The organism is Stenotrophomonas sp. 63632_Sma, from assembly GCF_056482875.1.
This window is the reverse complement of record NZ_CM151220.1, coordinates 1,903,327-1,928,547: the sequence shown is the minus strand read 5'-3', so window position 1 is coordinate 1,928,547 and position 25,221 is coordinate 1,903,327. Positions and strand designations below refer to the sequence as shown.

At 66.4% G+C, this 25,221-nt stretch carries 21 protein-coding genes; 7 read left to right on the top strand and 14 right to left on the bottom strand.

Annotated features, from left to right (window positions below; all coding sequences use genetic code 11):
* Window positions 1-7: 7 nt before the first annotated feature.
* The 5 genes from guaA to moeB all read right to left on the bottom strand — a co-directional run bounded on the left by guaA (window position 8) and on the right by moeB (window position 7,870).
* On the bottom strand, window positions 8-1,573 hold the full coding sequence (gene guaA, locus ACZK45_RS08970; protein WP_478445708.1) for a glutamine-hydrolyzing GMP synthase: 1,566 nt from the start codon (window positions 1,571-1,573) through the stop codon (window positions 8-10).
* Between the two features lie 104 nt (window positions 1,574-1,677).
* Window positions 1,678-3,135, bottom strand: coding sequence for an IMP dehydrogenase (gene guaB, locus ACZK45_RS08965; RefSeq protein ID WP_478445707.1), 1,458 nt, complete (start codon window positions 3,133-3,135; stop codon window positions 1,678-1,680).
* 398 nt (window positions 3,136-3,533) lie between these two features.
* The gene (gene folD / locus ACZK45_RS08960) at window positions 3,534-4,412 is read right to left on the bottom strand and encodes a bifunctional methylenetetrahydrofolate dehydrogenase/methenyltetrahydrofolate cyclohydrolase FolD (protein WP_100468257.1); all 879 of its coding nucleotides are present in this window, start codon (window positions 4,410-4,412) and stop codon (window positions 3,534-3,536) included.
* 270 nt (window positions 4,413-4,682) lie between these two features.
* Window positions 4,683-6,515, bottom strand: coding sequence for a monovalent cation:proton antiporter-2 (CPA2) family protein (locus ACZK45_RS08955; RefSeq protein WP_478445706.1), 1,833 nt, complete (start codon window positions 6,513-6,515; stop codon window positions 4,683-4,685).
* 218 nt (window positions 6,516-6,733) lie between these two features.
* Window positions 6,734-7,870 carry a molybdopterin-synthase adenylyltransferase MoeB gene (moeB, locus tag ACZK45_RS08950; RefSeq protein ID WP_478445705.1) on the bottom strand — a complete coding sequence of 379 codons (1,137 nt, stop codon included), beginning with the start codon at window positions 7,868-7,870 and terminating at the stop codon, window positions 6,734-6,736.
* Between the two features lie 89 nt (window positions 7,871-7,959).
* Between moeB and ACZK45_RS08945 the strand changes: the two genes are divergently transcribed.
* The 4 genes from ACZK45_RS08945 to ACZK45_RS08930 all read left to right on the top strand — a co-directional run bounded on the left by ACZK45_RS08945 (window position 7,960) and on the right by ACZK45_RS08930 (window position 10,356).
* On the top strand, window positions 7,960-8,775 hold the full coding sequence (locus ACZK45_RS08945) for a helix-turn-helix domain-containing protein (protein WP_478445704.1): 816 nt from the start codon (window positions 7,960-7,962) through the stop codon (window positions 8,773-8,775).
* A gap of 74 nt (window positions 8,776-8,849) precedes the next feature.
* A complete protein-coding gene (locus tag ACZK45_RS08940; RefSeq protein WP_121503079.1) occupies window positions 8,850-9,479 on the top strand; it encodes a LysE family translocator in 630 nt (209 codons plus the stop codon).
* A gap of 94 nt (window positions 9,480-9,573) precedes the next feature.
* Window positions 9,574-9,963: a hypothetical protein gene (locus ACZK45_RS08935; RefSeq protein WP_478445703.1), complete on the top strand. Its 390-nt coding sequence runs from the start codon at window positions 9,574-9,576 to the stop codon at window positions 9,961-9,963.
* On the top strand, window positions 9,964-10,356 hold the full coding sequence (locus tag ACZK45_RS08930; protein WP_478445702.1) for a hypothetical protein: 393 nt from the start codon (window positions 9,964-9,966) through the stop codon (window positions 10,354-10,356).
* 137 nt (window positions 10,357-10,493) lie between these two features.
* On the opposite strand, the gene der is transcribed toward ACZK45_RS08930, so the two are convergent.
* From der to ndk, 7 genes are all read right to left on the bottom strand, one after another.
* On the bottom strand, window positions 10,494-11,891 hold the full coding sequence (gene der / locus ACZK45_RS08925) for a ribosome biogenesis GTPase Der (RefSeq protein WP_049453247.1): 1,398 nt from the start codon (window positions 11,889-11,891) through the stop codon (window positions 10,494-10,496).
* A gap of 17 nt (window positions 11,892-11,908) precedes the next feature.
* Entirely contained in the window at window positions 11,909-13,117 is a 1,209-nt protein-coding gene (gene bamB, locus ACZK45_RS08920) for an outer membrane protein assembly factor BamB (protein ID WP_121503076.1), read from the bottom strand.
* Window positions 13,117-13,755 (bottom strand): YfgM family protein, encoded by a 639-nt coding sequence (locus ACZK45_RS08915; protein WP_032130493.1) that lies wholly within the window; start codon window positions 13,753-13,755, stop codon window positions 13,117-13,119. The genes bamB and ACZK45_RS08915 overlap by 1 nt, the downstream gene beginning before the upstream one ends.
* Before the next feature lie 65 nt (window positions 13,756-13,820).
* A complete protein-coding gene (locus ACZK45_RS08910) occupies window positions 13,821-14,693 on the bottom strand; it encodes a RodZ domain-containing protein (protein ID WP_125895525.1) in 873 nt (290 codons plus the stop codon).
* 18 nt (window positions 14,694-14,711) lie between these two features.
* Complete coding sequence (pilW, locus tag ACZK45_RS08905; RefSeq protein WP_478445701.1) at window positions 14,712-15,497, bottom strand: type IV pilus biogenesis/stability protein PilW; 786 nt, start codon at window positions 15,495-15,497, stop codon at window positions 14,712-14,714.
* Window positions 15,484-16,689 carry a dual-specificity RNA methyltransferase RlmN gene (gene rlmN / locus ACZK45_RS08900; RefSeq protein WP_005409296.1) on the bottom strand — a complete coding sequence of 402 codons (1,206 nt, stop codon included), beginning with the start codon at window positions 16,687-16,689 and terminating at the stop codon, window positions 15,484-15,486. The genes pilW and rlmN overlap by 14 nt, the downstream gene beginning before the upstream one ends.
* 10 nt (window positions 16,690-16,699) lie before the next feature.
* The gene (gene ndk, locus ACZK45_RS08895) at window positions 16,700-17,125 is read right to left on the bottom strand and encodes a nucleoside-diphosphate kinase (protein ID WP_008265389.1); all 426 of its coding nucleotides are present in this window, start codon (window positions 17,123-17,125) and stop codon (window positions 16,700-16,702) included.
* 325 nt (window positions 17,126-17,450) lie between these two features.
* Between ndk and ACZK45_RS08890 the strand changes: the two genes are divergently transcribed.
* The 3 genes from ACZK45_RS08890 (at window position 17,451) to ACZK45_RS08880 (ending at window position 21,816) form a co-directional block, all read left to right on the top strand.
* Window positions 17,451-18,104, top strand: a complete 654-nt coding sequence (locus tag ACZK45_RS08890; RefSeq protein ID WP_006431024.1) for a TetR/AcrR family transcriptional regulator — start codon at window positions 17,451-17,453, stop codon at window positions 18,102-18,104.
* A 39-nt stretch (window positions 18,105-18,143) separates the two neighbouring features.
* Window positions 18,144-20,516: a 3-hydroxyacyl-CoA dehydrogenase/enoyl-CoA hydratase family protein gene (locus ACZK45_RS08885; protein ID WP_253144399.1), complete on the top strand. Its 2,373-nt coding sequence runs from the start codon at window positions 18,144-18,146 to the stop codon at window positions 20,514-20,516.
* Window positions 20,517-20,607: 91 nt separating this feature from the next.
* The gene (locus tag ACZK45_RS08880) at window positions 20,608-21,816 is read left to right on the top strand and encodes an acetyl-CoA C-acyltransferase (RefSeq protein WP_005409292.1); all 1,209 of its coding nucleotides are present in this window, start codon (window positions 20,608-20,610) and stop codon (window positions 21,814-21,816) included.
* Between the two features lie 615 nt (window positions 21,817-22,431).
* Here the strand turns inward: ACZK45_RS08880 and galU are convergent.
* Window positions 22,432-23,310 (bottom strand): UTP--glucose-1-phosphate uridylyltransferase GalU, encoded by an 879-nt coding sequence (gene galU, locus ACZK45_RS08875; protein ID WP_164081207.1) that lies wholly within the window; start codon window positions 23,308-23,310, stop codon window positions 22,432-22,434.
* Window positions 23,307-25,220: a polysaccharide biosynthesis protein gene (locus ACZK45_RS08870; protein ID WP_032130079.1), complete on the bottom strand. Its 1,914-nt coding sequence runs from the start codon at window positions 25,218-25,220 to the stop codon at window positions 23,307-23,309. The genes galU and ACZK45_RS08870 overlap by 4 nt, the downstream gene beginning before the upstream one ends.
* Window position 25,221: the final 1 nt, after the last annotated feature.

The following is a 25,221-nucleotide window of genomic DNA, read 5'->3' as shown; positions in this document are numbered from 1 at the left end:
TTTCAACTCATTCCCACTCAATAGTCGCCGGCGGCTTCCCCGAGATGTCGTAAACAACCCGCGACACCCCCCGCAACTCATTGATGATCCGGTTGCTCACCGTACCCAGGAACTCATAGGGCAGATGCGCCCAATGCGCGGTCATGAAGTCAATCGTCTCCACAGCCCTTAGCGCAATCACCCACTCATAAGCACGCGCATCGCCCACCACGCCCACCGACTTCACCGGCAGGAACACGGCAAACGCTTGGCTTGTCTTGTCGTACAGATCTGCCTTACGCAGCTCATCAATGAAGATGGCATCGGCCTTGGCCAGCAGCTCGGCGTATTCGCGCTTCACTTCTCCCAGGATACGCACGCCCAGGCCCGGGCCCGGGAACGGATGGCGGTAGACCATGGTGCGCGGCAGGCCGAGTTCGACGCCCAGGCGGCGCACTTCGTCCTTGAACAGCTCGCGCAGCGGCTCCACCAGGCCCAGCTTCATGTGCTCCGGCAGACCGCCCACGTTGTGGTGGCTCTTGATCACATGCGCCTTGCCGGTCTTGCTGCCGGCCGACTCGATCACGTCCGGGTAGATGGTGCCCTGCGCCAGCCACTTGGCGTTCTTCAGCTTGTTCGACTCTTCGTCGAAGATCTCAACGAACAGGTTGCCGATGATCTTGCGCTTGGCTTCCGGGTCGCTCACGCCTTCCAGCGCAGCGAAGTAACGGTCGGCGGCATTCACGCGCACCACCTTCACGCCCATGTGCTCGGCGAACATCGCCATCACCTGGTCGCCTTCCTGCCAGCGCAGCAGGCCGGTATCCACGAACACGCAGGTCAGCTTCTCGCCGATGGCCTTGTGCAGCAGCGCGGCCACCACGGATGAGTCGACGCCGCCGGACAGGCCCAGGATCACTTCGTCATCGCCCACCTGTTCGCGCACGCGGGCGATCTGGTCGTCGATGATGTTGGCAGCGGTCCACAGGGTCTGGCAGCCGCACACGTCCGCCACGAAGCGGCGCAGCAGCGCCTGGCCCTGCAGGGTGTGGGTCACTTCCGGGTGGAACTGCACGCCGTACCAGCGCTTCTCTTCGTTGGCCATGGCGGCCACCGGAATGCGGTCGGTGGTGGCGGTGATGGTGAAGCCCGGCGGTGCAACGGAGACGTGGTCGCCGTGGCTCATCCAGACATTCAGCTTCGGCTCGCCGCCGTGGTCGCTCAGGCCCTTGAACAATGCATCCGGATTGATCACGCTCACTTCGGCGTGGCCGAATTCGCGCTGATCAGCCGCTTCGGTGGCACCGCCCAGCTGCGCGGCCAGGGTCTGCATGCCGTAGCAGATGCCGAAGATCGGCAGGCCGCTGTCGAACACCTCCTGCGGCGCGGCCGGGGCACCCGGCAGCGTGGTCGATTCCGGGCCACCGGACAGGATGATGCCCTTGGCGCCGAACGCGGCGATCTCGGCCGGGTTGTGGTCCCACGCCCAGATTTCGCAGTAGACGCCCAGCTCGCGGATGCGGCGGGCGATCAGCTGCGTGTACTGCGCGCCGAAATCGAGGATCAGGATCTTGTCGTTATGGATGTTGGTCATGGCGCCCTGGCAATGCAGTAGGGAAAACGAAATCAGATTTGCAGCAGCAGATGGAAAAAGAGGAACGGGAATCAGCTTCCTCGTTCCTCTTTGCCCGGCCCGCGTCAGGCGCGGTAGTTCGGCGGCTCTTTGGTGATCGTCACGTCGTGGACGTGGCTCTCACGCTGGCCGGCGCCGCTGATCTTCACGAACTTGGGCTTGCTGCGCATGTCTTCGATGGTGGCGCAGCCCACGTAGCCCATGGTGGCGCGCAGGCCGCCCATCAGCTGGTGGATGATACCGCCCACCGGGCCGCGGTACGGCACGCGGCCTTCGATGCCTTCCGGCACCAGCTTGTCGGCGGTGGCGGCGTCCTGGAAGTAGCGGTCCTTCGACCCCTTCTCCATGGCAGCCAGCGAACCCATGCCGCGGTAGCTCTTGTACGAACGGCCCTGGTACAGCTCGGTCTCGCCCGGCGATTCCTCGGTACCGGCCAGCAGGCCGCCGACCATGATGGTCGAGGCACCGGCGGCCAGCGCCTTGCCGATGTCGCCCGAGTAGCGGATGCCACCGTCGGCGATCAGCGGGATACGGTCCTGCAGGGCTTCGGCCACCAGGTCAATGGCGGTGACCTGCGGCACGCCGACGCCGGCGACCACGCGGGTGGTGCAGATCGAGCCCGGGCCGATGCCGACCTTCACGGCGTCCGCGCCGCTGTCCAGCAGCGCCAGTGCGGCTTCGCCGGTGCAGATGTTGCCACCGATGACCTGCACGCCCGGGAAGTTCTTCTTGACCCAGCTGACGCGGTCCAGCACGCCCTGCGAATGGCCGTGCGCGGTATCGACCACGATCACGTCCACACCGGCGGCGACCAGCGCTTCCACGCGGCGATCGGTATCGCCACCCACGCCGACGGCCGCGCCGACCAGTAGGCGGGTCGACAGATCCTTGGCAGCGTTCGGGAAGTCGGTGTTCTTCTGGATGTCCTTGACGGTGATCAGGCCACGCAGTTCGAACGAATCATTGACCACCAGCACCTTCTCGATGCGGTTGCGGTGCAGCAGCTGCAGCACTTCGTCAGACGCGGCGCCTTCCTTGACCGTGATCAGGCGATCCTTCTTGGTCATGATGTGGCGGACCGGATCATCCAGCTCGGTCTCGAAGCGCATGTCGCGGTGGGTCACGATGCCGGCCAGCTGGCCGTCGCTGCCCACCACCGGCACGCCGGAGATGTTGTGCGCCTGGGTCAGGGCCAGCACGTCGCGGATGGTGGTTTCCGGGCCAACGGTGATCGGGTCGCGGATGACGCCTGCCTCGAACTTCTTGACCTTGGCCACTTCCGCGGCCTGCTGTTCCAGGCTGAGATTCTTGTGGATGATGCCCATGCCGCCGAGCTGTGCCATGGCGATGGCCAGGCGGGCTTCGGTGACGGTATCCATGGCGGCGGACAGGATCGGAAGCTTCAGCTTCAGGTCGCGAGTCAACCGCGTTTCGAGGTTGACGTCCTTGGGCAGGATGGTCGAGTGGGCGGGGACGAGCGAGACGTCGTCGTAAGTGAGTGCTTCAGCCTGGATGCGCAGCATCGGCATACCCGAGATGTGGGGAAGCGCGACATTTTACCCTGTTTCTGGAGCCAAGAACAGCATTTTTTGGTAGCCAGAATTGGATTTCTGCGCGACACAGTGTCGCGCCAGCGGTGATCCGTTCAGGGCACCCAAACGCACCGCCTTTGGTAGGTGCCAACCTTGGTTGGCACAAACAGGGAGGGGCCTTCACCCCATCTGGGGTCCAGCGGCGGACGGATCGTGCCAACCAAGGTTGGCACCTACCAACAGCCGGTCGTCGGCCTGCCTGTGGTGGGTGCGGACCGTTGGTCCGCACTCTCTCTCAGACACCAGTGCCCCAGCAGGAGCCCCACCCCTCTGGCATTGTGCCGACCAACGGTCGGTACCCACCAACAGCAGATCTCCCCAATCGCAGGTCAGCTCAGCGCTTCCGCGGCTTCCAGCGTGTTCTGCATCAACGTGGCCACGGTCATCGGGCCCACGCCACCCGGCACCGGGGTGATCCAGCTCGCCCGCTGGGCGGCCGCTTCAAACCCGACATCACCCACCAGGCGGCCGTCATCCAACCGGTTGATGCCCACATCAATCACCACCGCGCCCGGCTTCACCCACTCGCCCGGCACGATGCCCGGGCGGCCCACCGCCACCACCAGGATGTCGGCATTGCGCACGGCCTGTTCCAGCACGTCCTTGGGGGTGAACTTGTGGCAGCTGGTGACGGTGCAGCCGGCAATCAGCAGTTCCAGGCCCATCGGGCGGCCGACGTGGTTGCTCACGCCCACGATGGTGGCGTTGCGGCCGCGCACCGGCTGGTCGGTGTGGCCCAGCAGCGTGGTGATGCCGCGCGGGGTGCAAGGGCGCAGGCCGAACTCGCGCAGGGCCAGGTGGCCGACGTTTTCCGGATGGAAGCCGTCCACGTCCTTGCGCGGGTCGATGCGCTGGATCAGCCGGCGCGCGTCGGGGATGCCCGGCAGCGGCAGCTGGATCAGGATGCCGTTGATCTTCGGGTCGGCGTTGAGCTGGTCGATCAGGTCGAGCAGCTCGGCTTCGGTGGTACCGGCCGGCAGGTCATAGTCATGTGCTTCGATGCCGACCTTCTCGGCGGCACGGCGCTTGTTGCGCACGTACACGGTCGAGGCCGGGTCGCCACCGACCAGCACCACGGCCAGGCCCGGGCGGCTGCCGCCGGCGGCCACGCGGGCGTCGACGCGCACCTTCAGGCTGTCGAGCAGGTCCTCGGCGATGCGGCGGCCATCAAGGATGCGGGCAGGAAGCTGGGAGGTGGAATCGGTCATCGGGAGCAGGCGTGGGGCGGCGGGGACGCTATTGTCCCCGATTCAGGCCCCCTCGCCCACCGCGGAATGGGTCCTGATGGGGTCGGATGCCTTTGCCGCAGGCAAAGGGCTCTGACCCCGGGGTTACGCAAATTGCAAACCTCCGGTAGTGCCGGCCGCTGGCCGGCAACCTCATGACGTCGGAACGTTTCCGTATTTGCCGGCCAGCGGCCGGCACTACCGACGGGTGGTGCGCTGAGGTTGCCGGCCAGCGGCCGGCACCACCGGGCTTTACTCTTCCTCTTCCGGCACATCCTGCGGGTTCAGCGTCTTGCTCTCACGCTTCGGCGCAGTGAACGGCGTCGGCGTGGGTACGCCCTGCGGGCTGTTGCCGTAGATCATCCGTGCGCCGGCATTCAAACCACCACCGGCAATTTCCAGCTCAAAGCGCTCGGCATCGCGGCGGCGGATCTGCTCGGCGATCTCGATCGCGTCGTCCTCATCCGCACCCAGCTCCACCAGCGCGGCCTGGCCAAACAGCACCGCCGATTCAAAGGTCTCGCGGATCTGGAAATCGACACCGGCATGGATCAGCCGCAGCGAATGCTCGCGGTCGAACGAACGCACCATCAGCTTGGCCTGCGGGAACTCATGCGCCACCAGTTCAACGATGCGATCAGCCGCTTCGGCCTTGTCCACGCACACCGCAATCGCACGTGCGTTGGCCGCGCCGGAGGCATGCAGCACGTCCAGTCGCGTGCCGTCGCCGTAGTAGATCTTGAAACCGAAACGCGCGGCGCTCTGGATCATCTCCACATCGTTGTCGATGATGGTCACGTCCACGTCGCGCGCCAGCAGCGACTGGCTGGCAACCTGGCCGAAGCGGCCGAAGCCGATCAGCAGCACGCTGCCGGACAGGCCATCGGCCTCGTCCACGCCGTCCATGTTCACCGTCGGCTTCGGTGCGATGCGCTTGTAGACCAGCACCACCAGCGGGGTCAGCGCCATCGACAGCACCACCACGGCGGTGAAGTTGGCATTGATCTCCAGGTCGATCACGCCGGCCGATGCGGCGGCGGAGAACAGCACGAAGGCGAACTCGCCGCCCTGCGCCATCAGCACGCCACGGTCGAGCGCCTGCGCGTGGTCGCTGCCCATGATGCGCGCGACCACGTAGATGCACAGCGCCTTGGCCGCCATCAACGCCAGCACCAGGCCGAGGATCAGCTGCCAGTGCGCGGCCACCACACTCAGGTCCAGCGCCATGCCCACGCTGAGGAAGAACAGGCCGAGCAGGATGCCGCGGAACGGTTCGATGTCCGCCTCGATCTGGTGACGGAAGGTCGACTCGCTCAACAGCACGCCGGCCAGGAACGCGCCCATCGCCATCGACAGGCCGGACAGCTGCATCAGCAGCGCCGCACCCAGCACCACCAGCAGCGCAGCGGCGGTCATCACCTCGCGCGCCTTCGATTCGGCCAGCACGCGGAACAGCGGGTTGAGCAGGAAGCGGCCGACCAGCACCAGGCCGACGATGGCACCGACGCCGATCGCCACCGACAGCCAGCGCGAGCCTTCGCCGTCGGCACTGCCTGCGCTCGGGCCCATCCAGGCCACCAGCGCCAGCAACGGCACGATCAGCAGGTCTTCGAACAGCAGGATGGAGACGATCTTCTGCCCCGACGGCAGCGCGATGTCGCCACGCTCGGCCAGCAGCTGCATGACCACCGCAGTGGAGGTCAGCACGAAACCGGTGGCGCCGATGAAGGCCACCTGCCACGGCAGGCCGAACAGCTTGGCGATGCTGGTCAGCACCACCGCACAGGTGACGATCTGCAGCGTGCCCAGCCCGAAGATTTCCTTGCGCAGGCTCCACAGGTGCGAGGGCCGCATCTCCAGGCCGATCACGAACAGGAACATCACCACGCCGAGCTCGGCGGTATGCAGGATGGCCTGCGGGTCGGAGAACCAGCCCAGCCCGAACGGTCCGATCGCCAGGCCAGCGGCGAAGTAGCCCAGCACCGAGCCCAGGCCGGCCCGGCGGAACAAAGGCACCATCACCACCGCCGCGCCCAACAGGGCCACGACCTTGACCAGCTCGCTGGTCGCTGCTTCTACCGCCATGCGGTGTTTTCCCCAAGATCCAGAATCGGGTTCAACAATAGAGCAATGCCGATGACGGCAATAGCACGCATGTTGCGCCGGATTGTCTTGGAGATGGAACGATGTGAGGAGCGACCCCCAGCATCATCCCGAAACCCGATACATCCATCCACGCATGGCGTGGATCTACCGAAGCATTAGTAGATCCACGCCATGCGTGGATGAATCCCCGGCCGGGTTCACCCGCCCCGGCAAAACGCGGCGTAATCGATATACCCCGGGAACGGCACGCCCGGCGCGCACACCGGGCAATGCGGGTCCGGCCGGATGCCGGTCTCGCGGAAGCGCATGCCCAGCGCATCAAAGCGCAGCAGGCGGCCGACCAGCGGCTCACCGATGCCCAGCAGCAGCTTCAGCACCTCGGTGGCCTGCAGCACGCCGGCCAATCCCGGCAGCACACCCAGCACGCCGGCCTCGGAACAGTTCGGCGCGAACTCCGGCGGCGGCGGCTCGGGGAACAAACAGCGGTAGCACGGCGCCACGCCGCGCTGGCGGCCGGCATCGAACACGCTTACCTGGCCGTCAAAGCGCTCGATGGCGGCATACACCAGCGGCGCGGCGTGCTTGATGCAGGCGTCGTTGAGCAGGTAGCGCAGCGGGAAGTTGTCCGAACCATCCAGCACCACGTCCACGCCCTCCAGCAGCGCATCCACATTCTCGGATGTGACCCGCTCCGGCACCGCCTCGACCTCGATCGACGGGTTCAGCGCCAGCAGCCGCTCGCGCGCCGAATCGACCTTGAGCTGGCCGACGCTGGCTTCGGTATGCACGATCTGCCGGTGCAGGTTGCTGCGCTCCACGCGGTCATGGTCGGCGAAGCGCAGGTGCCCTACCCCGGCCGCAGCCAGATAGAAGCCGGCCGGGGCGCCCAGCCCACCCGCGCCCAGCACCAGCACGCGCGACTGCTGCAGCGTGCGCTGGCCGGCCTCACCCACCTGGGGCAGCAGCAGGTGGCGCGAATAGCGGTCATAGAAGTCGCGGTCGGCAGCACTGGCCAGCGGCTGCACCAGCGGCAGCGACTGCTCGCGCCAAGCCACGGTACCGCCGCTCACGGAAGCCACATTGGTGTATCCAGCCTCCAGCAGGAACTGCGCGGCATCGGCCGAGCGCTTGCCGCTCTGGCAGATCAACAGGATTTCCTGGTCGTGCCGCGGCAGATGCGCGGCCGGGTCGGCCTGCAGCTCGCCCTTGGCCACGCCACGCGCGCCCTCGGCCATGCCCCCGGCCCGTTCGTGCGCCTCGCGTACATCGATCAGCACCGCGCCATGGGCCAGGCGCTCGCGTGCCTGCGCGGGGGAAAGCTCTTGGATGCTCATGGCCGCATTATCGCGCAGACACCCTCGACGCGCCTTGCCCCGAACATGGCACCATGCGGGCGTTGCTCCCTGCATCCCGGAACCGCTGCATGCGCTCTGCCACCGAATTCTGGCGTGACCCGCGCATGCCCTTCGTCGAAAGCCGACGGGCGTGCGACAGCCGCGCCTGCCATCGCCCGCACAGCCATGACACTTTCTCGATCGGCGCCGTGGACGCTGGCAGCAGTGTGTTCACCGGCGCGGCGGAAGGACCGCGCCTGCTGCAACCCGGCAATCTGGTCGGCGTACCCGCAGGCCGCGTGCATGCCTGCAACCCCCTGCCCGGCCAGGTCTGGAGCTACCAGATGCTGCACCTGGATGCGCGCTGGATGGCCGAAGTCCGCGCCGAGTATGACGGCCTGCCCGGACCCGACTGGCAGCAGGAACCCATCCGGATTTCCAGCCATCGCCTGCGCTACCAGCAGTACTGCCAGCTCAACGAGACGCTGTTCTCCGACGATCCGGTCAGCGTCAAGGAAGCGGCGCTGATCGCGTTCGTCGGCGATCTGGATGAACACGATGGTGTAGCCGTCGCTGGCCCGCCTGAAGATGCCGCATTGCAGCAGCGAGTGCAGCCGGTGATGGACGTTCTACGCCAGCGGCTCGAACACACCCCGGCCCTGCAGGAACTGGCATCGCTGGCAGGCATGAGCCGCTACCAGCTTATCCGCGCCTTCCGACGTGCCACGGGCCTGACCCCACACGCCTGGCAGATCGACCAGCGCATCCAGGAGGCTCGCCGACGGTTGTGCGAAGGCCAGGCACTGGCCGTGGTCGCGCATGCACTGGGCTTTGCCGACCAGAGTCATTTCCAGCGGGTCTTCAAGGCCCACGCCGGTGCGACCCCGGGCCAGTACCGGCGCTGAGCCTGCAATAACGTTCAATACCACCGCACGGCACATCCCCAGACTGGCGCCCCAGCCAGCCGCCGCCGGACCCGATGGAACAGTTCCTGATCATCGCCACCGTTCATTTTCTCGCCCTGCTATCACCCGGTCCCGATTTCTTCCTCGTTGCACGCACCGCGATCACCTCTGGCTGGCGCACCGCCAGTGGCGCCTGCGCAGGCATCGCCGTTGGCAACGGCGTCTTCATCGTGGCGGCTTTCACTGGAATGGCCATGCTGCGCGCGGGCAGCGCAGGGTTCATTGCGGTGCAGTTGGCGGGCTGCGGATTCCTGCTGTACCTCGGCACGCTGTTCCTGCGCCATGCGGGCTCGACGACGCTGCAGGCACCTGCCGCGGAATCGCGCGCAGGCGATACGCACGGGTGGTGGAAGGCGGCAGGGCTGGGCGCCCTGTCTGCGCTGCTGAACCCGAAGAATGCGCTGTTCTATGCAACGTTGGCGGCAATGCTCAACGGCCCGCAGGCCAACGCCGCAACGAAATTCTTCTATGGCGCGTGGATGTTCGGCATCGTCCTGCTTTGGGATCTGCTGGTCGCCGCGCTGGTCGGCCACCCGTGGGTGCTGGGCCGATTCGCACGCGCCCTGCCCTGGCTGGAGCGCGCCGCAGGGCTCCTGATGATTGCGCTGGCGCTATGGATCGTCGTGTCGCTGTGGGTGGGCTGATGCCGGCGATTCGCGCCTGTCGCAATAGCGTTCAATACGGCGCGTCCGCACCAACCCACACTCGGCACTTTCTGTAGGTCGGTGGCAGGTTTACGTGCAGCAGTTCTTCATCGTCGCGGTGCTGTACGGCTTCGCCATGCTCCTGCCTGCTTCCAATCACGCGAAGATCCTGCGCACCGCAATGGGCGCGGGCGGGCGCGCCGCCATGGCCGCGTCGTTCGGTATCGCCATCGGTACGGGCGTCATCTGTGCGACGGCTTTCGTTGCAGCGGGCATGCTGGGAAACCGCGGCCTGTGGACGCTGGCGATGCAGTGCGCGGGCTGCCTCCTGCTGCTGCGCCTGGCGGGCATGTGCCTGCGCGACGCCGGCTTGACCCCGTTCTCTCCGCTTTCCCTGCAGATGCCCTCGGGCCTGCGCGCCCGCTCCCGTTGGCCGCACGCCGAAGCAGGATGCCTGCTGGCGCTCGCCAGCAGCAGCAACTGAATGCTGCAGTTCGCGATTGCAGCCCTGGTTACCGGCCTCGTTGCCGACACGGGCACCCAGGCCGCTTACGTGGCCTGCCTGAGTGGCGTCGCGCTGTCGCTCGGCCTGCTGATGGCGTGGCTCGGCAGCCACCCGCGCAGGGCACAGGGGTGTTGCCGATTGCTTCCATGGCTGGAGCATGCCGCGGGCCTGCTGATCGGGGCGGTGTCGGTGGCGTACCTGGCAGGTGCACTGGGTACGACCCTGGTCTGGGCAAGCATCACGGGGCAGGTGCAGCTGCCGGAATCGATCCCCGCCACAAGCCAGGTGCAACCGGCTTCAACATCGCGGCGCGGCCGAGGCATGCCATGCGCGTTGCCTCATTGCCGCGCTCGTCGCAGCAGTCCGCCCTGATCGAGATCTGTAGAGACACGGTAGTGCCGGCCGCTGGCCGGCAACCTCGTGAACACGCCAGGCATCATCGGATTGCCGGCCAGCGGCCGGCACTACCACAAACAAGAAAGGCGGCCCTGCGGCCGCCTTTCTCTGAATCACTTGCCCTTGACGTGCTTCATCAAGCGCCGCTTGGCCTTGACCTGCCGCTCGGTGAGGACGTTCTTCTTGCCCTCGTACGGGTTGGTACCCTCGCGGAAGATGAAGCTCACCGGCGTGCCGATCAGCTTGAAGCGCTTGCGGAAGAAGTTCTCCAGGTAGCGCTTGTACGATTCCTGCAGCTCCTTCAGGCGCGTGCCGTGCACGATGAAGGTCGGCGGGTTGGCGCCGGCCGGGTGCACGTAACGCAGCTTGGAGACATGGCCGCGGATGGTCGGCGGCGGATTGGTCTCGTACGCCACTTCCAGCGCCTTGTTCACTTCGCTGGTGGTGAAGGTCTTGTTCGCCGATTCGTGCGCGCGGTGCACCGCACGGAACAGCTCACGCAGGCCCGAGCCATGCTTGGCCGAGATGCGCACCGACTCGGCCCACGGCACAAAGCCCAGCTTCAGCGACAGCATGGTTTCGGCCTGCTCGCGCTGGTACTCGGTCAGGCCATCCCACTTGTTGATGGCGATCACCAGCGCGCGGCCGGCGTCGAGCACGGCACCGAGCACGGTGGCGTCCTGGTCGGTCACGCCTTCGGTGGCGTCGAGCATCAGCACGGCCACCTGGCACTGCTCGATCGACTGCATGGTCTTGACCACCGAGAACTTCTCGACGACCTCGTCCACGCGCGAACGACGGCGCAGGCCGGCGGTGTCGATCAGGCGGTACTCGCGACCATCACGCTCCAGGTCCACGGCGATCGAGTCGCGGGTGGTGCCCGGCACGTCGGAGGCGATCATGCGCTCCTCGCCGAGGATGCGATTGACCAGCGTCGACTTGCCCACATTCGGGCGGCCGACGAAGGCGATGCGGATGCGGTTCGGATCGTTGTCCAGCTCTTCGCCGCTGCCTTCTTCCGGCAGGCGCTGGACCACTTCGTCCAGCAGGTCGTCCAGGCCCTGGCGATGCGCGGCCGACACGGTCAGCATCTCGCCGAAGCCGTAGCGGGCGAACTCCGAACGCACGGTGTCCTCGTCGGTGCCGTCGATCTTGTTGATCAGCAGCAGCGTCGGGCGCGACAGCTTGCGCAGCCAGGCCAGGATCTCGTCGTCCATCGCCGAGGTGCCCTCACGGGCATCGACCACGAACAGGATCAGGTCGGCTTCCGCCGCAGCGGCGCGGGCCTGGCGGGTGGTAGCCCCTGCCAGACCCTCTTCCTCTTCCGCGATACCGCCGGTGTCGACGACGAGGAAATGATTGTCCTCGTCCAGACGGCAGACACCGTAGTTGCGGTCGCGGGTGACGCCGGGCTGGTCATGGACCAGCGCGTCACGGGTGCGCGTAAGCGCATTGAAAATAGTCGACTTGCCGACATTCGGCCGTCCAACCAGGGCGACCAAAGGCAGCATCGCGATTACTCCAATTTTTAATTTGCCAACCGGAAGGCGGTCAGCTTGCCATCAACGTTCTGCACCAGCAGCACCCCGTCTACGACGATTGGCTGGGCCAGCAGGGCGTCACCGCCGCTCTTTGCCCGTGCCGCCATCGCACCATCGGAGGTCTGCAGCCAGTGCACGTATCCCTTGTAGTCGCCGACCACGACGTAGTCGCCGTGCAGTGCCGGGCCGGTCAGCGAGCGACGGGCCAGTGCGGTCTGCGACCACATCGCCGCGCCGCTGGCCTTGTCCAGGCCGAACACGCCGCCCTTGTTGTCGGTGACGAACACATTGCCAGACGAGACCGCCACGCCACCGGCACCGCCATGGTCGCGCGCCCAGAGCGGGCGACCGGTCGGGCCTTCGATGGCCATCGTCTGGTTCTTGAAGCTGCTCACGAACAGGGTGTTGCCATCCAGCACAGGCGCGCCGTCGACATCGGCCATGCGCTCCAGCTCGGTACGGCCTTCACCGTTGCCCACATTCTGTTCCCACAGGGTGCGGCCATCCTGCTGGGCCAGGGCGGCAACCGCGCCCTCGTCCTTGCCGATGAACAGCACGCCCGGGCCGGTCACCACCGGCGCGTTGCCACGCACGGTCAGCGCCGGCAGCTCGCTCGGGTTGAACCACTTCTGGGTGCCGTTGCCGGCATCGAACGCGGTGATGCGGCCGTCATTGCTGCGCACGTAGACCGCGCCCTGGGCGATGGCCGGCGCGGCGATGACTTCACCCGGAACACGGGCGCGCCACTTCTCGCTGCCGTCGTTGATGTCCAGGGCGATGACCTGGCCATCGAGCGTGCCGATCACGACCAGGTTCTCACCGACCCCCGGGCCGCCGGACAGGCGCAGCTTGGCCTTCTTCTTTTCCTTCTTCGGCTCCCAGGTCCAGACCTTCTTGCCGGTCTGCAGGTCGATGGCGTGCACGCCACCGGTGAGTGCCGCAGCGAATACGTGGCCGTTGGCAACGGCCGGGCCCTGGCGCACGCCGATGCGGCGCTCGCCCTTGCCGAGGTTGACCGACCAGGCCTTGTTGACCTTCAGGGTCGGCTCGAACTTGACCAGCTCAGCCGGTTCCTGTGCCTTCTTCGCGGCCGCGTCCTTGCCGGCGAACCAGCCCTTCACGGTGCTGCAGCCGGTCAGGGCCATGCCCATCAGGAGCACGGTGGCGACGCGGGTGATCATGACCTTCTGACTCATCAAACCGACTCCGCAGGGGCGGCAACGGTGCCGCCGGCGTCCATAACCTTGGTTTCCAGCAGGCGCCGCTGCGGCGCTGCCACGTCCAGCGACTTCAGCGCTTTCTCGTACTGGCCTCGGGCGTCATCACGCTTGCCCTGCGCCATCAGCGCGTCGCCATGGATTTCCAGGCTGCTGCTGTCGGTGGCGCTGCCCAGCAGCTTGATCGCCTCGTCACTCTTGCCGGTGGCCACCAGCAGGCGGGCCACACGCTGGTCGACCACGCGCTGCAGGTCACCTTCGACCTTCACGCCGCGCAGGGTGGCCAGGGCTTCTTCGTTCTTGCCGGCGTCGACCTGGGCCTTGGCCAGCTGCAGCGCCGCGAGGTCGCCGTAGATGCTGGACGGGCCGGCTTCGAGCGCCTTGACCGCCTTGGAGGCGTCGTCGAGCTTGTTCTGCTGCAGGCCAACGAGCGCCTTCTGGTACTCGACATTGGCCGAGGCCAGCTTGCCGCCCTGATCCTTCTGGTACCACTGCCAGCCGGCAATGGCACCGATGGCGATGACTACGCCACCGAGGATGCTGGCGCCATTCTTCCGCAGCCAGCTGCGGACGCGTTCACTTTGTTCGTGCTCGTCGAGCAGATCGTCGATCGCCATGCGTACTCTCGCCCCGCCCATCGGGAGGGACCATTGGGATTAATCGAAGGTGGTGAAACCGCGCCTCAGTGCGAAACCGGGACTACGGAGCCTTCAGAGGATACCTGAAAGCGTGCCACGTTGGCTCGCTGGTAGGGGGTCAGATCGACGATAGCGCCGTTCTGCTGAACCTGGACCGCCGAGGCGTTGCCCAGGGTCACCCGGGTCACCTGGCCCGGCGTGAAGCTGCGGCTCTCGCCGGATTTGATCAGCGCCTTCTCGACGGTAGCGCCGTCCGGGCCGCCGATATCGACCCAGCTGTCGCCGCTGAACTGCATGTCCAGCGTGTTGGTGGCAGCCGCTGGTGCCGGGGCTGAACGCGGCACCGGGGCCAGCGAGGCTACGTACGGGGTGGCGGCCGGCTTGCTGGCCGGGGCGCTCGCCACGTCAGCCACGGCAGCCGGCTCGACGCCGGCGGCAGACGGGGTCACCGGCACAGCGGCCGGGATCGCGTCCAGCGAAGCGGTGTTCGGCGACGGCGTCGCACTGCCATCAAAATGACCACGGGTGGCGAACCACACCGGCACCGCCAGCACCGCGGTGATACCGACATACAGCACGCGACGGCCGAGATTCTCGGCAATGCGGCGCGCACGCGGGGTGTGGGTATGGCTGACCAGGGTGGGCGGAACCACCGGGCCGACCTGGGCCTGCTCCAGCAGCTGGCTCACATCCACGTCCAGCAGGCGCGCGTAGCTGCGCAGCTGGCCGCGCACGAACACCGGCGCCCCCAGCTTCTGCCATTGTTCCTCTTCCAGCGACTTGACCACCTGGACCGGCATGCGCAGGCGCGAGCCGACATCTTCGAGGGTCAGTCCGGCCGCCTCGCGGGCCTGGCGCAGGCGGCTGCCGCAGCCGGCCGCAGTCTCGAGAGTGCTCACAGTCTGGTCATCAATCACAATGCATCAACCCTGGAGTTAGGAGCCCGCTTCCTGCGGAAATTCCTGTCGAATGCGCTGAAGATAGCGGTCAGATGCCGCCCGATCTCCCAGCCGCGCTTCGATTTGAGACGCAAGTTGTAACACGGAACGCGTTGCGGGTGCAGCCGCAATCCTACGTTCGGCGAAGGCCCGGGCCTCCATGAAGCGCCCCTGGCGGAAGCTGAGCTGGGCCATCGCCTCCAGCGCGACCGGGTTTCCCGGCAGCGTTGCCAGCGCCGCACGCAGGTCGCGCTCGGCACGTTCGAACTGACCGGCATCCAGCGCACAGCCCCCGGCATTGGCCTGGGACTCGGCCGGCGTGGCGTAGCCCGGCGCCAGCAGCGCACGATCGAACCAGATCAGCGACTCGGCCGGCCGGCCCTGCTGGCACAGCCACGCGCCGTAATTGTTGAGGATGTCCCCGCGCTGCGGCGCCTGCTCGGCAGCCCTGCGGAAGCTCTCGCCAGCCTGCTGGGTCCGGCCACGGCGCTCGTCGATGCCGGCCAGCAGCACCAGCGCATCGGGCGACTCGGGGGCCAGCTTCAGCGCCTCGCGCGCCTTGCGCTCGGCCGCATCGAGGTTGCCCACCTGCATGTCGCGGGCGGCCAGGGCCAGCAGGTCCTGCAGGCGCACCTGGCGCCGCACGCTGTCCGGATCACGGACCGAGTAGACCGGCGCCTCGCTGGGGCCCAGCTTGGCCTTGGGATGGGATTTGCAGCCGCCGACCGCAACGGCCAGCATGCCTGCGAACAGAACCAGCCAGAGGCGGTCAGGCCGCGGCATCGCTCCCCTTCCCCGCCTGCAGCGTCTTGTTGAACTCCGCCTGGCGGCGGGTGCGGTCCATCACCTGGCCCTTGAGCTGGCCACAGGCGGCGTCGATGTCGTCGCCACGGGTGCGGCGGACCATGGTAAGCACGTTGCTGTCGAGCAGGATCTTCTGGAAGGCACGGATGTGCGCTTCTTCCGAACGCTCGTAGCGGGTGCCCGGGAACGGGTTGAACGGAATCAGGTTGACCTTGCCCGAATCCTTGGCCTGCACCGCGTTGTCGAACTGGCGCATCAGGCGGGCCAGCTCGCGGGCATGCTCGGGCTTGTCGTTGATGCCCTTCATCAGGGTGTATTCGAAGGTGACCGATTCGCGGCGCTTGTTGGCGCGCAGGTAGCGTGCGCACGAGGCCATCAGCTCGGCGATCGGATACTTCTTGTTGAGCGGCACCAGCGTCTCGCGCAGCGCGTCGTTCGGCGCATGCAGCGACACCGCCAGAGACACGTCGCTTTCGGCAGACAGGCGGTCGATCTGCGGCACCAGGCCGGAGGTCGACAGGGTCACGCGCTTGTTGGCCAGGCCGTAGCCCAGGTCGTCGCGCATCACGCTCATGGCGCGCACGACGTTGTCGAAATTCATCAGCGGCTCGCCCATGCCCATCATCACCACGTTGGTGAGGCGGCGCATCTGGTGCGGCACGTTGCCCAGGTGGCGTGCGGCAACCCACACCTGGCCGATGATCTCGGCGGTGGTCAGATTGCGGTTGAAGCCCTGGGTGGCAGTGGAGCAGAACGTGCAGTTCAGGCCGCAACCGACCTGCGAGGACACGCACAGCGTGCCGCGGGTCTTGTCCGGGATGTACACGGTCTCGATGGCGTTCTTGCCATCCACGCCCATCGCCAGCAGCCACTTGTGGGTGCCGTCGGCGGAGGGCTTGTCGAACACGATGTTGGGAACCAGCACCTCGGCATGGGCCTGCAGCTTGGCGCGCAGGACCTTGCCGAGGTCGGTCATTTCATCGAAATCGGTGACGTAGCGATGGTGGATCCACTTCATCACCTGATGGGCACGGAACTTCTTCTCGCCGAGAACCTCGACGAAGAACTTCTCCAGGCCCGCGCGATCGAGGTCGAGCAGGTTCTGCTTGCCAGCCGTGGGTGCCGACTTCGGCAGCGGCTGGATGGCGGGGGACTGTACGACCTCGTTCACGGCATTACTCTCAGCGCGAAACGACTTCGGTGGCGGCGAAGAAGTAGGCGATTTCAATCGCGGCATTCTCGACCGAGTCCGAGCCGTGGGCGGCGTTGGCATCGATGGATTCGGCGAAGTCGGCGCGGATGGTGCCCGCAGCGGCTTCCTTCGGGTTGGTGGCGCCCAGCAGGTCGCGGTGGGCCAGGACGGCGTTCTCGCCTTCCAGGGCCTGGATCATCACCGGGCCGGAGATCATGAACTCGACCAGCGCGTTGAAGAACGGACGCTCGCGGTGCACGGCGTAGAAGCCTTCGGCTTCACGGCGCGACAGCTGCTTGTACTTGGCGGCCACGACCTTCAGGCCGGCCTTCTCGAAGCGGGCGTAGATTTCGCCGATGACGTTCTTGGCAACGGCGTCCGGCTTGATGATCGAAAGGGTGCGCTCCAGCGCCATGGGATGTCTCCAATGGAATCGGGCCGCTGATGGCCCGAAGGGTAACATGAAAAAAACCCGCGTCGGGACGCGGGCTTAGCCTGATAAACGTAGGCGAATTGTAAAAGATAAAGCGGCAGGGTGGTAGTGCCGGCCGCTGGCCGGCAGGCTGGCGCCTCACGGGCTGCCTGCGGTTGCCGGCCAGCGGCCGGCACTACCCTTTGCGCCCATTCACCCACCTGAGTGAAATCTGACCGGTCCGGGCATTTTTGCTGCACTGCAAAATGCCATACGCTACCGTCTGGTCCTAGTATCAAACAATCGTTTGATTAAGGTCCGCCCGCCGATGGCCAAACCCGCCCACTTCTCGACCAAGGACCGGATCCTCGGCGCGGCCGAGGAGCTGTTCGCACAGCACGGCTTCGCCGGCACTTCGCTGCGCCAGGTGACCAGCCAGGCCGACGTCAACATCGCTGCGGTCAACTACCACTTCGGCTCCAAGGAAAACCTGGTCAACGAGGTGTTCCGCCGCCGCATGGACGAGATGACCGGCGCGCGCCTGGCGCAGCTCGAGCGCGCCCGCAGCGAACACCCCGGGCAGCTGCGCCCGGTGCTGGCCGCCTTCGTCGAGCCGGCACTGGCGCTGGCCCAGGACCGCCAGAACGGCGGCGCCTTCGTGCGCGTGATCGCCCGCGCCTACGCCGAGAAGAACGACAACCTGCGCAAGTTCCTGTCCGACCACTACGGTCACGTGCTGCGTGCGTTCGGCAAGGCGATTGCCGAATGCGCCCCCGACCTGAGCAAGGAAGAGCTGTACTGGCGCCTGGATTTCCTGGCCGGCTCGCTCACCTATGCCATGGCCGACTTCGGGCTGATCAAGCGTCCCGCCGGTGTCACCGAAGCGGCGCATCGTGCCCATGCCGCCCACGAACTGATCCATTTCGCCGAAGCCGGGTTCCGCGCCGCCGCACGCGCCAGCGCCCTGCCCGCTTCCCCTTGATTCCACCCAGTAACTGCTGACCAACAAAGGCCCTACACCATGTCCAATTCCCTGCTAGTCCGCCGCGCCGCCGTGCTGGGTGCCGGCGTCATGGGTGCCCAGATCGCCGCCCACCTCACCAACGCTGGCGTCGACACCGTGCTGTTCGACCTGCCCGCCAAGGAGGGTCCGGCTGACGGCATCGTGCTGAAGGCGATCGCCAACCTGGGCAAGCTGAGCCCGGCGCCGCTGGCCAGCAAGTCGCTGGCCGAAGCCATCACCCCGGCCAACTACGAGTCCGGCCTGGAGCAGCTGAAGGACTGCGACCTGATCATCGAGGCCATCGCCGAGCGCATGGACTGGAAGCAGGACCTGTACAAGAAGATCGCGCCGTTCGTGGCCGACCACGCGGTGCTGGCCTCCAACACCTCGGGCCTGGGCATCAACAAGCTGGCCGACGTGCTGCCCGAGCAGCTGCGCCACCGCTTCTGCGGCGTGCACTTCTTCAACCCGCCGCGCTACATGCACCTGGCCGAGCTGATCCCGGCCACCACCACCGACGCCGCCGTGCTGGAAGGCCTGGAAGAATTCCTGGTCACCACTTTGGGCAAGGGCGTGGTATACGCCAAGGACACCCCGAACTTCATCGGCAACCGCATCGGCGTGTTCTCGATCCTGTCCACCATCCACCACACCCAGCAGTTCGGCCTGGGCTTCGATGAAGTGGACGGCCTGACCGGCCCGCTGGTCGGCCGCCCGAAGTCGGCCACCTACCGCACCTCCGACGTGGTCGGCCTGGACACCATGGCCCACGTCATCAAGACCATGGGCGACACCCTGCCCAACGACCCGTGGCATGAATTCTTCAAGTCGCCGAAGTGGCTGGACGCGCTGATCTCCAAGGGCGCGCTGGGCCAGAAGACCGGCGCCGGCATCTTCCGCAAGGTCGGCAAGGACATCGTGGTGCTGGACCTGGAGAAGCAGGACTACCGCGCCGCTGATCGCACCGCCGCACCGGAAGTGGTCGAGATCCTGAAGATCAAGAACCCGGCCGAGAAATTCGCCAAGCTGCGCGAAAGCCAGCACCCGCAGGCGCAGTTCCTGTGGGCGACCTTCCGCGACCTGTTCCACTACAGCGCCTACCATCTGGCCGACATCGCCGAAACCGCGCGCGACGTCGACCTGGCCATCCGCTGGGGCTACGGCTGGTCGCTGGGCCCGTTCGAAACCTGGCAGGCCGCCGGCTGGAAGCAGGTGGCGCAGTGGATTGCCGATGACATCGTCGCCGGCAAGAGCATGAGCAACGCCCCGCTGCCGGACTGGGTGTTCGATGGCCGCGACGGCGTGCACGCCGCCGAAGGCAGCTACAGCCCGTCGCGCAACGCCAAGCTGCCGCGCTCGTCGCTGCCGGTGTATCAGCGCCAGCGCTTCCCGGATCCGCTGCTGGGCGAGAAGTTCGCGCCGGGCGAGACCGTGTTCGAGAACGACGGCCTACGCATGTGGCACGACGGTGATGGCATCGCCGTGGTCAGCTTCAAGACCAAGATGAACACCGTGTCCGACCACGTGCTCGACGGCCTGCAGGAATGCGTGTCACTTGCCGAAAAGAACTTCCAGGGTCTGGTGATCTGGCAGCAGAAGGAACCCTTCTCCGCCGGTGCCGACCTGGCCGGTGCGCTCGGCCTGCTGCAGGCCGGCAAGGTCGACCAGTTCGAAGAGATGGTCGCCAACTTCCAGCGCACCAGCCAGCGCATCAAGTACTCGCTGGTGCCGGTGGTGGCTGCCGTGCGTGGCCTGGCGCTGGGTGGTGGCTGCGAGTTCCAGATGCACAGCGCCAAGACCGTGGCCTTCCTGGAAAGCTACATCGGCCTGGTCGAGGCCGGCGTCGGCCTGCTGCCGGCCGGTGGTGGCCTCAAGGAACTGGCCGTGCGCGCCTCGCAGGCCGCTGGCCCGGGCGGTGACGTGTTCGCCGAACTGAAGAAGACCTTCGAAACCGTGGCGATGGCCAAGGTCTCCAACTCGGCGGTCAACGCCAAGGAACTGGGCCTGCTGCGCAGCACCGACAAGGTGGTGTTCAACAGCTACGAGGCCCTGCACATCGCCAAGGCCGAAGCGCGCGCCCTGGCCGAAGCGGGCTACCGTCCGCCGCTGCCGGCACGCCGCATCCAGGTGGCCGGCGACGTGGGTATCGCCACCTTCAAGATGATGCTGGTCAACATGCTGGAAGGCCGTTTCATCAGCCCGTACGACTACGAGATCGCCGAGCGCATCGCCACCGTGCTGTGCGGTGGCAAGGTCGACCGCGGCACCCTGGTGGACGAAGAGTGGCTGCTGACCCTGGAGCGCAAGCACTTCGTCGAACTGGCCCAGCAGGAAAAGACCCAGGCCCGCATCGCGCACATGCTGAAGACCGGCAAGCCGCTGCGTAACTGATTGATGGCGGGTGCCGGCTGCGGCCGGCACCACCTGCTGTGGCAGTCGAGCATGGCTCGACTCTACAAAACCTATTCGAGAGATCACTGCAATGACCAAGCAAATCCAGGACGCCTACATCGTCGCCGCCACCCGTACCCCGGTTGGCAAGGCGCCCAAGGGCATGTTCCGCAACACCCGCCCCGACGACATGCTTGCGCACGTGCTGCGCAGCGTCGTCGCCCAGGCCCCGGGCGTGGACGTCAACCGCATCGATGACGCGATCATCGGCTGCGCCATGCCGGAAGCCGAGCAGGGCATGAACGTGGCGCGCATCGGCGTGCTGCTGGCTGGCCTGCCCAACACCATCGCCGCGCAGACCGTGAACCGCTTCTGCTCCTCCGGCCTGCAGGCCGTGGCGCAGGCCGCCGACGCGATCCGCCTGGGCAATGCCGACCTGATGCTGGCCGGTGGCACCGAATCGATGTCGATGGTGCCGATGATGGGCAACAAGATCGCCATGGCGCCGAGCGTGTTCGACAACGACCACGTCGCCATCGCCTACGGCATGGGCATCACCGCCGAGAAGGTCGCCGAAGAGTGGAAGGTCTCGCGCGAAGACCAGGACGCCTTCGCCCTGGCCTCGCACCAGAAGGCCATGGCCGCGATCCAGAACGGCGAGTTCAAGGACGAGATCAGCCCGTACGAGATCGTCTCGCACCTGCCGGACCTGGCCGATGGCCAGCGCATCATCACCCGCAACAAGATCGCCGACACCGACGAAGGCCCGCGCCCGGATTCCTCGGCTGAAGGCCTGGCCAAGCTGCGCCCGGTGTTCCGCAACGGCCAGTTCGGCGGCACCGTCACTGCTGGCAACTCGTCGCAGATGAGCGATGGCGCCGGTGCCGTGCTGCTGGCCTCGGAACAGGCGATCAAGGACTACGGCCTGACCCCGCTGGCTCGTTTCGTCAGCTTCTCGGTAGCCGGCGTGCGCCCGGAAGTGATGGGCATCGGCCCGATCGCCGCGATCCCGAAGGCACTGAAGCAGGCCGGCCTGACCCAGGACCAGCTGGACTGGATTGAACTGAACGAAGCCTTCGCCGCGCAGTCGCTGGCGGTGATCCGCGATTGCGGCCTGGACCCGAGCAAGGTCAACCCGCTGGGCGGCGCGATTGCCCTGGGCCACCCGCTCGGTGCGACCGGCGCGATCCGTACCGCGACCCTGCTGCACGGCCTGCGCCGTCGCCAGCAGAAGTACGGCATGGTGACGATGTGCATCGGCACCGGCATGGGCGCAGCGGGTATTTTCGAGGCGCTGTAAGGTTCAAAGCGTTGCCTCGTTGGGCTTCATGGCGTGGGCCGGGTCGGCAGGGCTGCCCGGGACACGCCGTGAACCCCCCTCCGGGGTCCGGCCCAGCCGCTGGCGGCTGTGCGTTCGGGCGCTTGCGAAGCGGTGCTTCGCAAGCAAAGCGCCCTCACCCCTGGGGGCTCGATGGCGCCTTGCTCGTGTGCGCTGTCCTGCGCACACGGCAAGACTGGGGTTGGGCGTCCTGCCCAACCCGCCCAAGGCATGCCTTGGGCCCATGGCGCAAACGGTCCCGGGCAGCCCTGCCGACCCGGCCCTTCCAGCCTCCCCCGGCGGAGGAGTGAGCAAAGGCAAGGGCAGTAGAGCCACGCCATGCGTGGATGCTCGCGGAAACGGAAAAGGCAGCCATTGGCTGCCTTTCTGCTTTTGCTCTTGCCTTTGATTCCGCCCTTCCCGTCCGCGCCGCACGGAAACTGTCGAGAGGGGGCGGATGGCCCTCTCCAAAACCGTTGGCGCCATGGATGGCGCCATCGAGCACCATGGAAGGGCTTTGGCGTGTTTTGGAGAGGGCCATCCGCCCCCTCCCCCACGTATCAATCAAGGCGCAGCACGGAGCGCTTGATAGAACCCTTACTCCGCCAACATCGCCGTCAGTTTCTCCCGCGCCGGCCCTGCCAGCTTCGGGTTGTCCAGCGCGAAGCGGATCGTCGCCTCCACCAGCCCCAGGTGCGTGCCGCAGTCGAAGCGGGTGCCCTCGAAGCGGTAGGCATCGACCTCTTCGGTCTTCAGCAGCTGCGCGATCGCATCGGTCAGCTGGATCTCGCCACCAGCACCACTGCCGGTCTGCTCCAGCAGCTCGAAGATCTTCGGGCTCAGCACGTAGCGACCGACCACGGCCAGGTCGCTCGGTGCGTCCTCCGGCTTCGGCTTCTCCACGATCTGCGAAATGCGACCCTTGCGGCCGTCGAACGCGTCAGTGGCAACGATGCCGTAGCTGGCAGTCTTGTCGTGCGGCACGTCTTCAACGGCGATCACGCTGGCACCACTGGCCTCGTTGAGGTCTGCCATCTGCTTCAGTGCGCCGTCGCCGCGGTTCCAGATCAGGTCGTCCGGCAGCAGCACCGCGAACGGCTCGTCACCGATCACGGCCTTGGCGCACAGCACCGCATGGCCCAGGCCCAGTGCTTCGGCCTGGGTCACGAAGATCGCGCGCACGCCCTTGGGCAGCACATGGCGGATCATCTCCAGCTGCTCCTGCTTGCCGGCGCGCTCGAGCTTCTGCTCCAGTTCGTAGGCCTTGTCGAAGTAGTCGGCCACGGCATGCTTGTAGCGGTTGGTGATGAACACCAGCGTATCGCAGCCTGCTTCGATTGCTTCATCCACAGCATATTGGATCAGCGGACGATCAATGATCGGCAACATTTCCTTCGGAACCGTCTTGGTTGCCGGCAAAAAGCGCGTCCCGAGCCCTGCCACTGGAAAAACTGCCTTGCGAATTCGCTTGCTCATTGGTGCCTGTTGGCCTCACGTGCCGGAAAGGGCACGACTTTAGCGGATGAAATGTAAGCATCCTGTTCGATGGGAGAGAACTCCGGCATCGTCGCGAACAGGATCTCCTGGATGCTGGTCGTGTCGTAACCAGCCACGGCATCGCGCAGGCGCGGGACATTGCCCAGCACCAGGTCACGCGAGAACGTACGTACACCGGCCTCGAGAATCTTCGGGTGCGCGGTGGAACGGTAGTCCTCGTCCGAATAGAACAGCGTCTCGTGCAGCTTCTCGCCCGGACGCAGCCCGGTGTAGATGATCGGAATGTCCTTGTACGGCTGCTTGCCGGCCAGGCGGATCATCTGCTCGGCCAGCACGCGGATCGGCACCGGCTCGCCCATGTCGAGCGTATAGATCGCACCATGCGATGCCGAAGCGGCCGCCTGCAGGATCAGCTGGCAGGCCTCCGGGATGGTCATGAAGTAGCGACTGACTTCCGGGTCGGTGACGGTCACCGGACCGCCACGCAGGATCTGTTCGCGGAACAGCGGCACCACGCTGCCGGCCGAGGCCAGCACGTTGCCGAAGCGCACCGTAACAAAACGGGTATGCGTGGACTTCTGGTCCAGGCTCTGGCAGATCATCTCCGCATAGCGCTTGCTGGCGCCCAGTGCATTGACCGGGTCGACCGCCTTGTCGGTGGAGATGAACACGAAATGCTCAACGCGCGCTTCCAGGCAGGCGCGGGCCACGTTCTCGGTGGCCAGGATGTTGTTGCGCACCGCTTCGCGCAGCTGCCGCTCCAGCACCGGCACGTGCTTGTAGGCAGCCGCGTGGAAGGCGGTGTCGACCGGATGCAGCGACAGGGCGTGGCGGATCACCGCCGGGTCACCGCAGTCGCCCAGCACCGCTTCGATCTCGACATCGGGGAAGCTGCGCCGCAGCTCGCCTTCGATGGTCAGCAGCAGCAGTTCGCTGATCTCGAGCAGGATGATGCGGCCGGCACCATGCCGTGCGCACTGGCGGCAAAGCTCGGAGCCGATCGAACCGCCGGCACCGGTGACCATCACCGTACGCCCGCCCAGCCAGCCACGGATCAGGTTCCAGTCCGGCATGATCGGCTTGCGGCCCAGCAGATCCTCGATCGCCACTTCCTTCAGCTGCCCCGGCAGCGACTGGCCCTGCAGGATGTCGCTGAGCTTGGGCACGGTGCGGAACGGCACACCGGTGCTTTCACAGATGGCGACGATCCGCTGCATGCCCGCCGCGTCCAGCGACGGAATGGCGATCACCAGCAGCTTGGCCGCCGTCTCCCGGACCACTGTCGGCGCATCGTCCAGGGTGCCGAGGATCGGCAGGCCCTGCAGCTTGGCGCCGCGCAGGTGCGGCGCGTCGTCCAGCAGGCCGACCGGCTCGAAATTACCGGAACGGCGCAGGTCACGGACCAGGGTCTCGGCGGCCTGGCCGGCACCCAGGATCAGCACGCGGCGCGCGGACGAGTCCGACTGCAGTGCCTGATAGTCCTTCCAGGCCCGGTACAGCAGGCGCGGCGCGCCCAGCAGCGCCGACAGCGCGAACGGATAGATCACCAGCACCGACATCGGCACGCCGTCGAAGCGCTTCCACATCAGCACCAGCACGATGGCGACCATGCCGATGAAGCTGGCCTTGAAGATGTTCAGCAGGTCGCTGACGCTGGCGAACCGCCACAGGCCCCGATAGAGGCCCACGCGCCAGAACACCATGCCCTGCAGCAGCAGCACCAGCGTGGTGTCAACGTTCCAGAGAGGGAGCTCGGGGGCGTTGGCCAGGATCGAATACCGCCCCGCGTGGAGCAGCTGCCAGCATGCCCAGACCATGAACAGGTCGTGGCAGACGATGGCCGAACGCGGCATCAGGCCGAGGATTCTGTCCCGCCAGGGTGAAGCCATA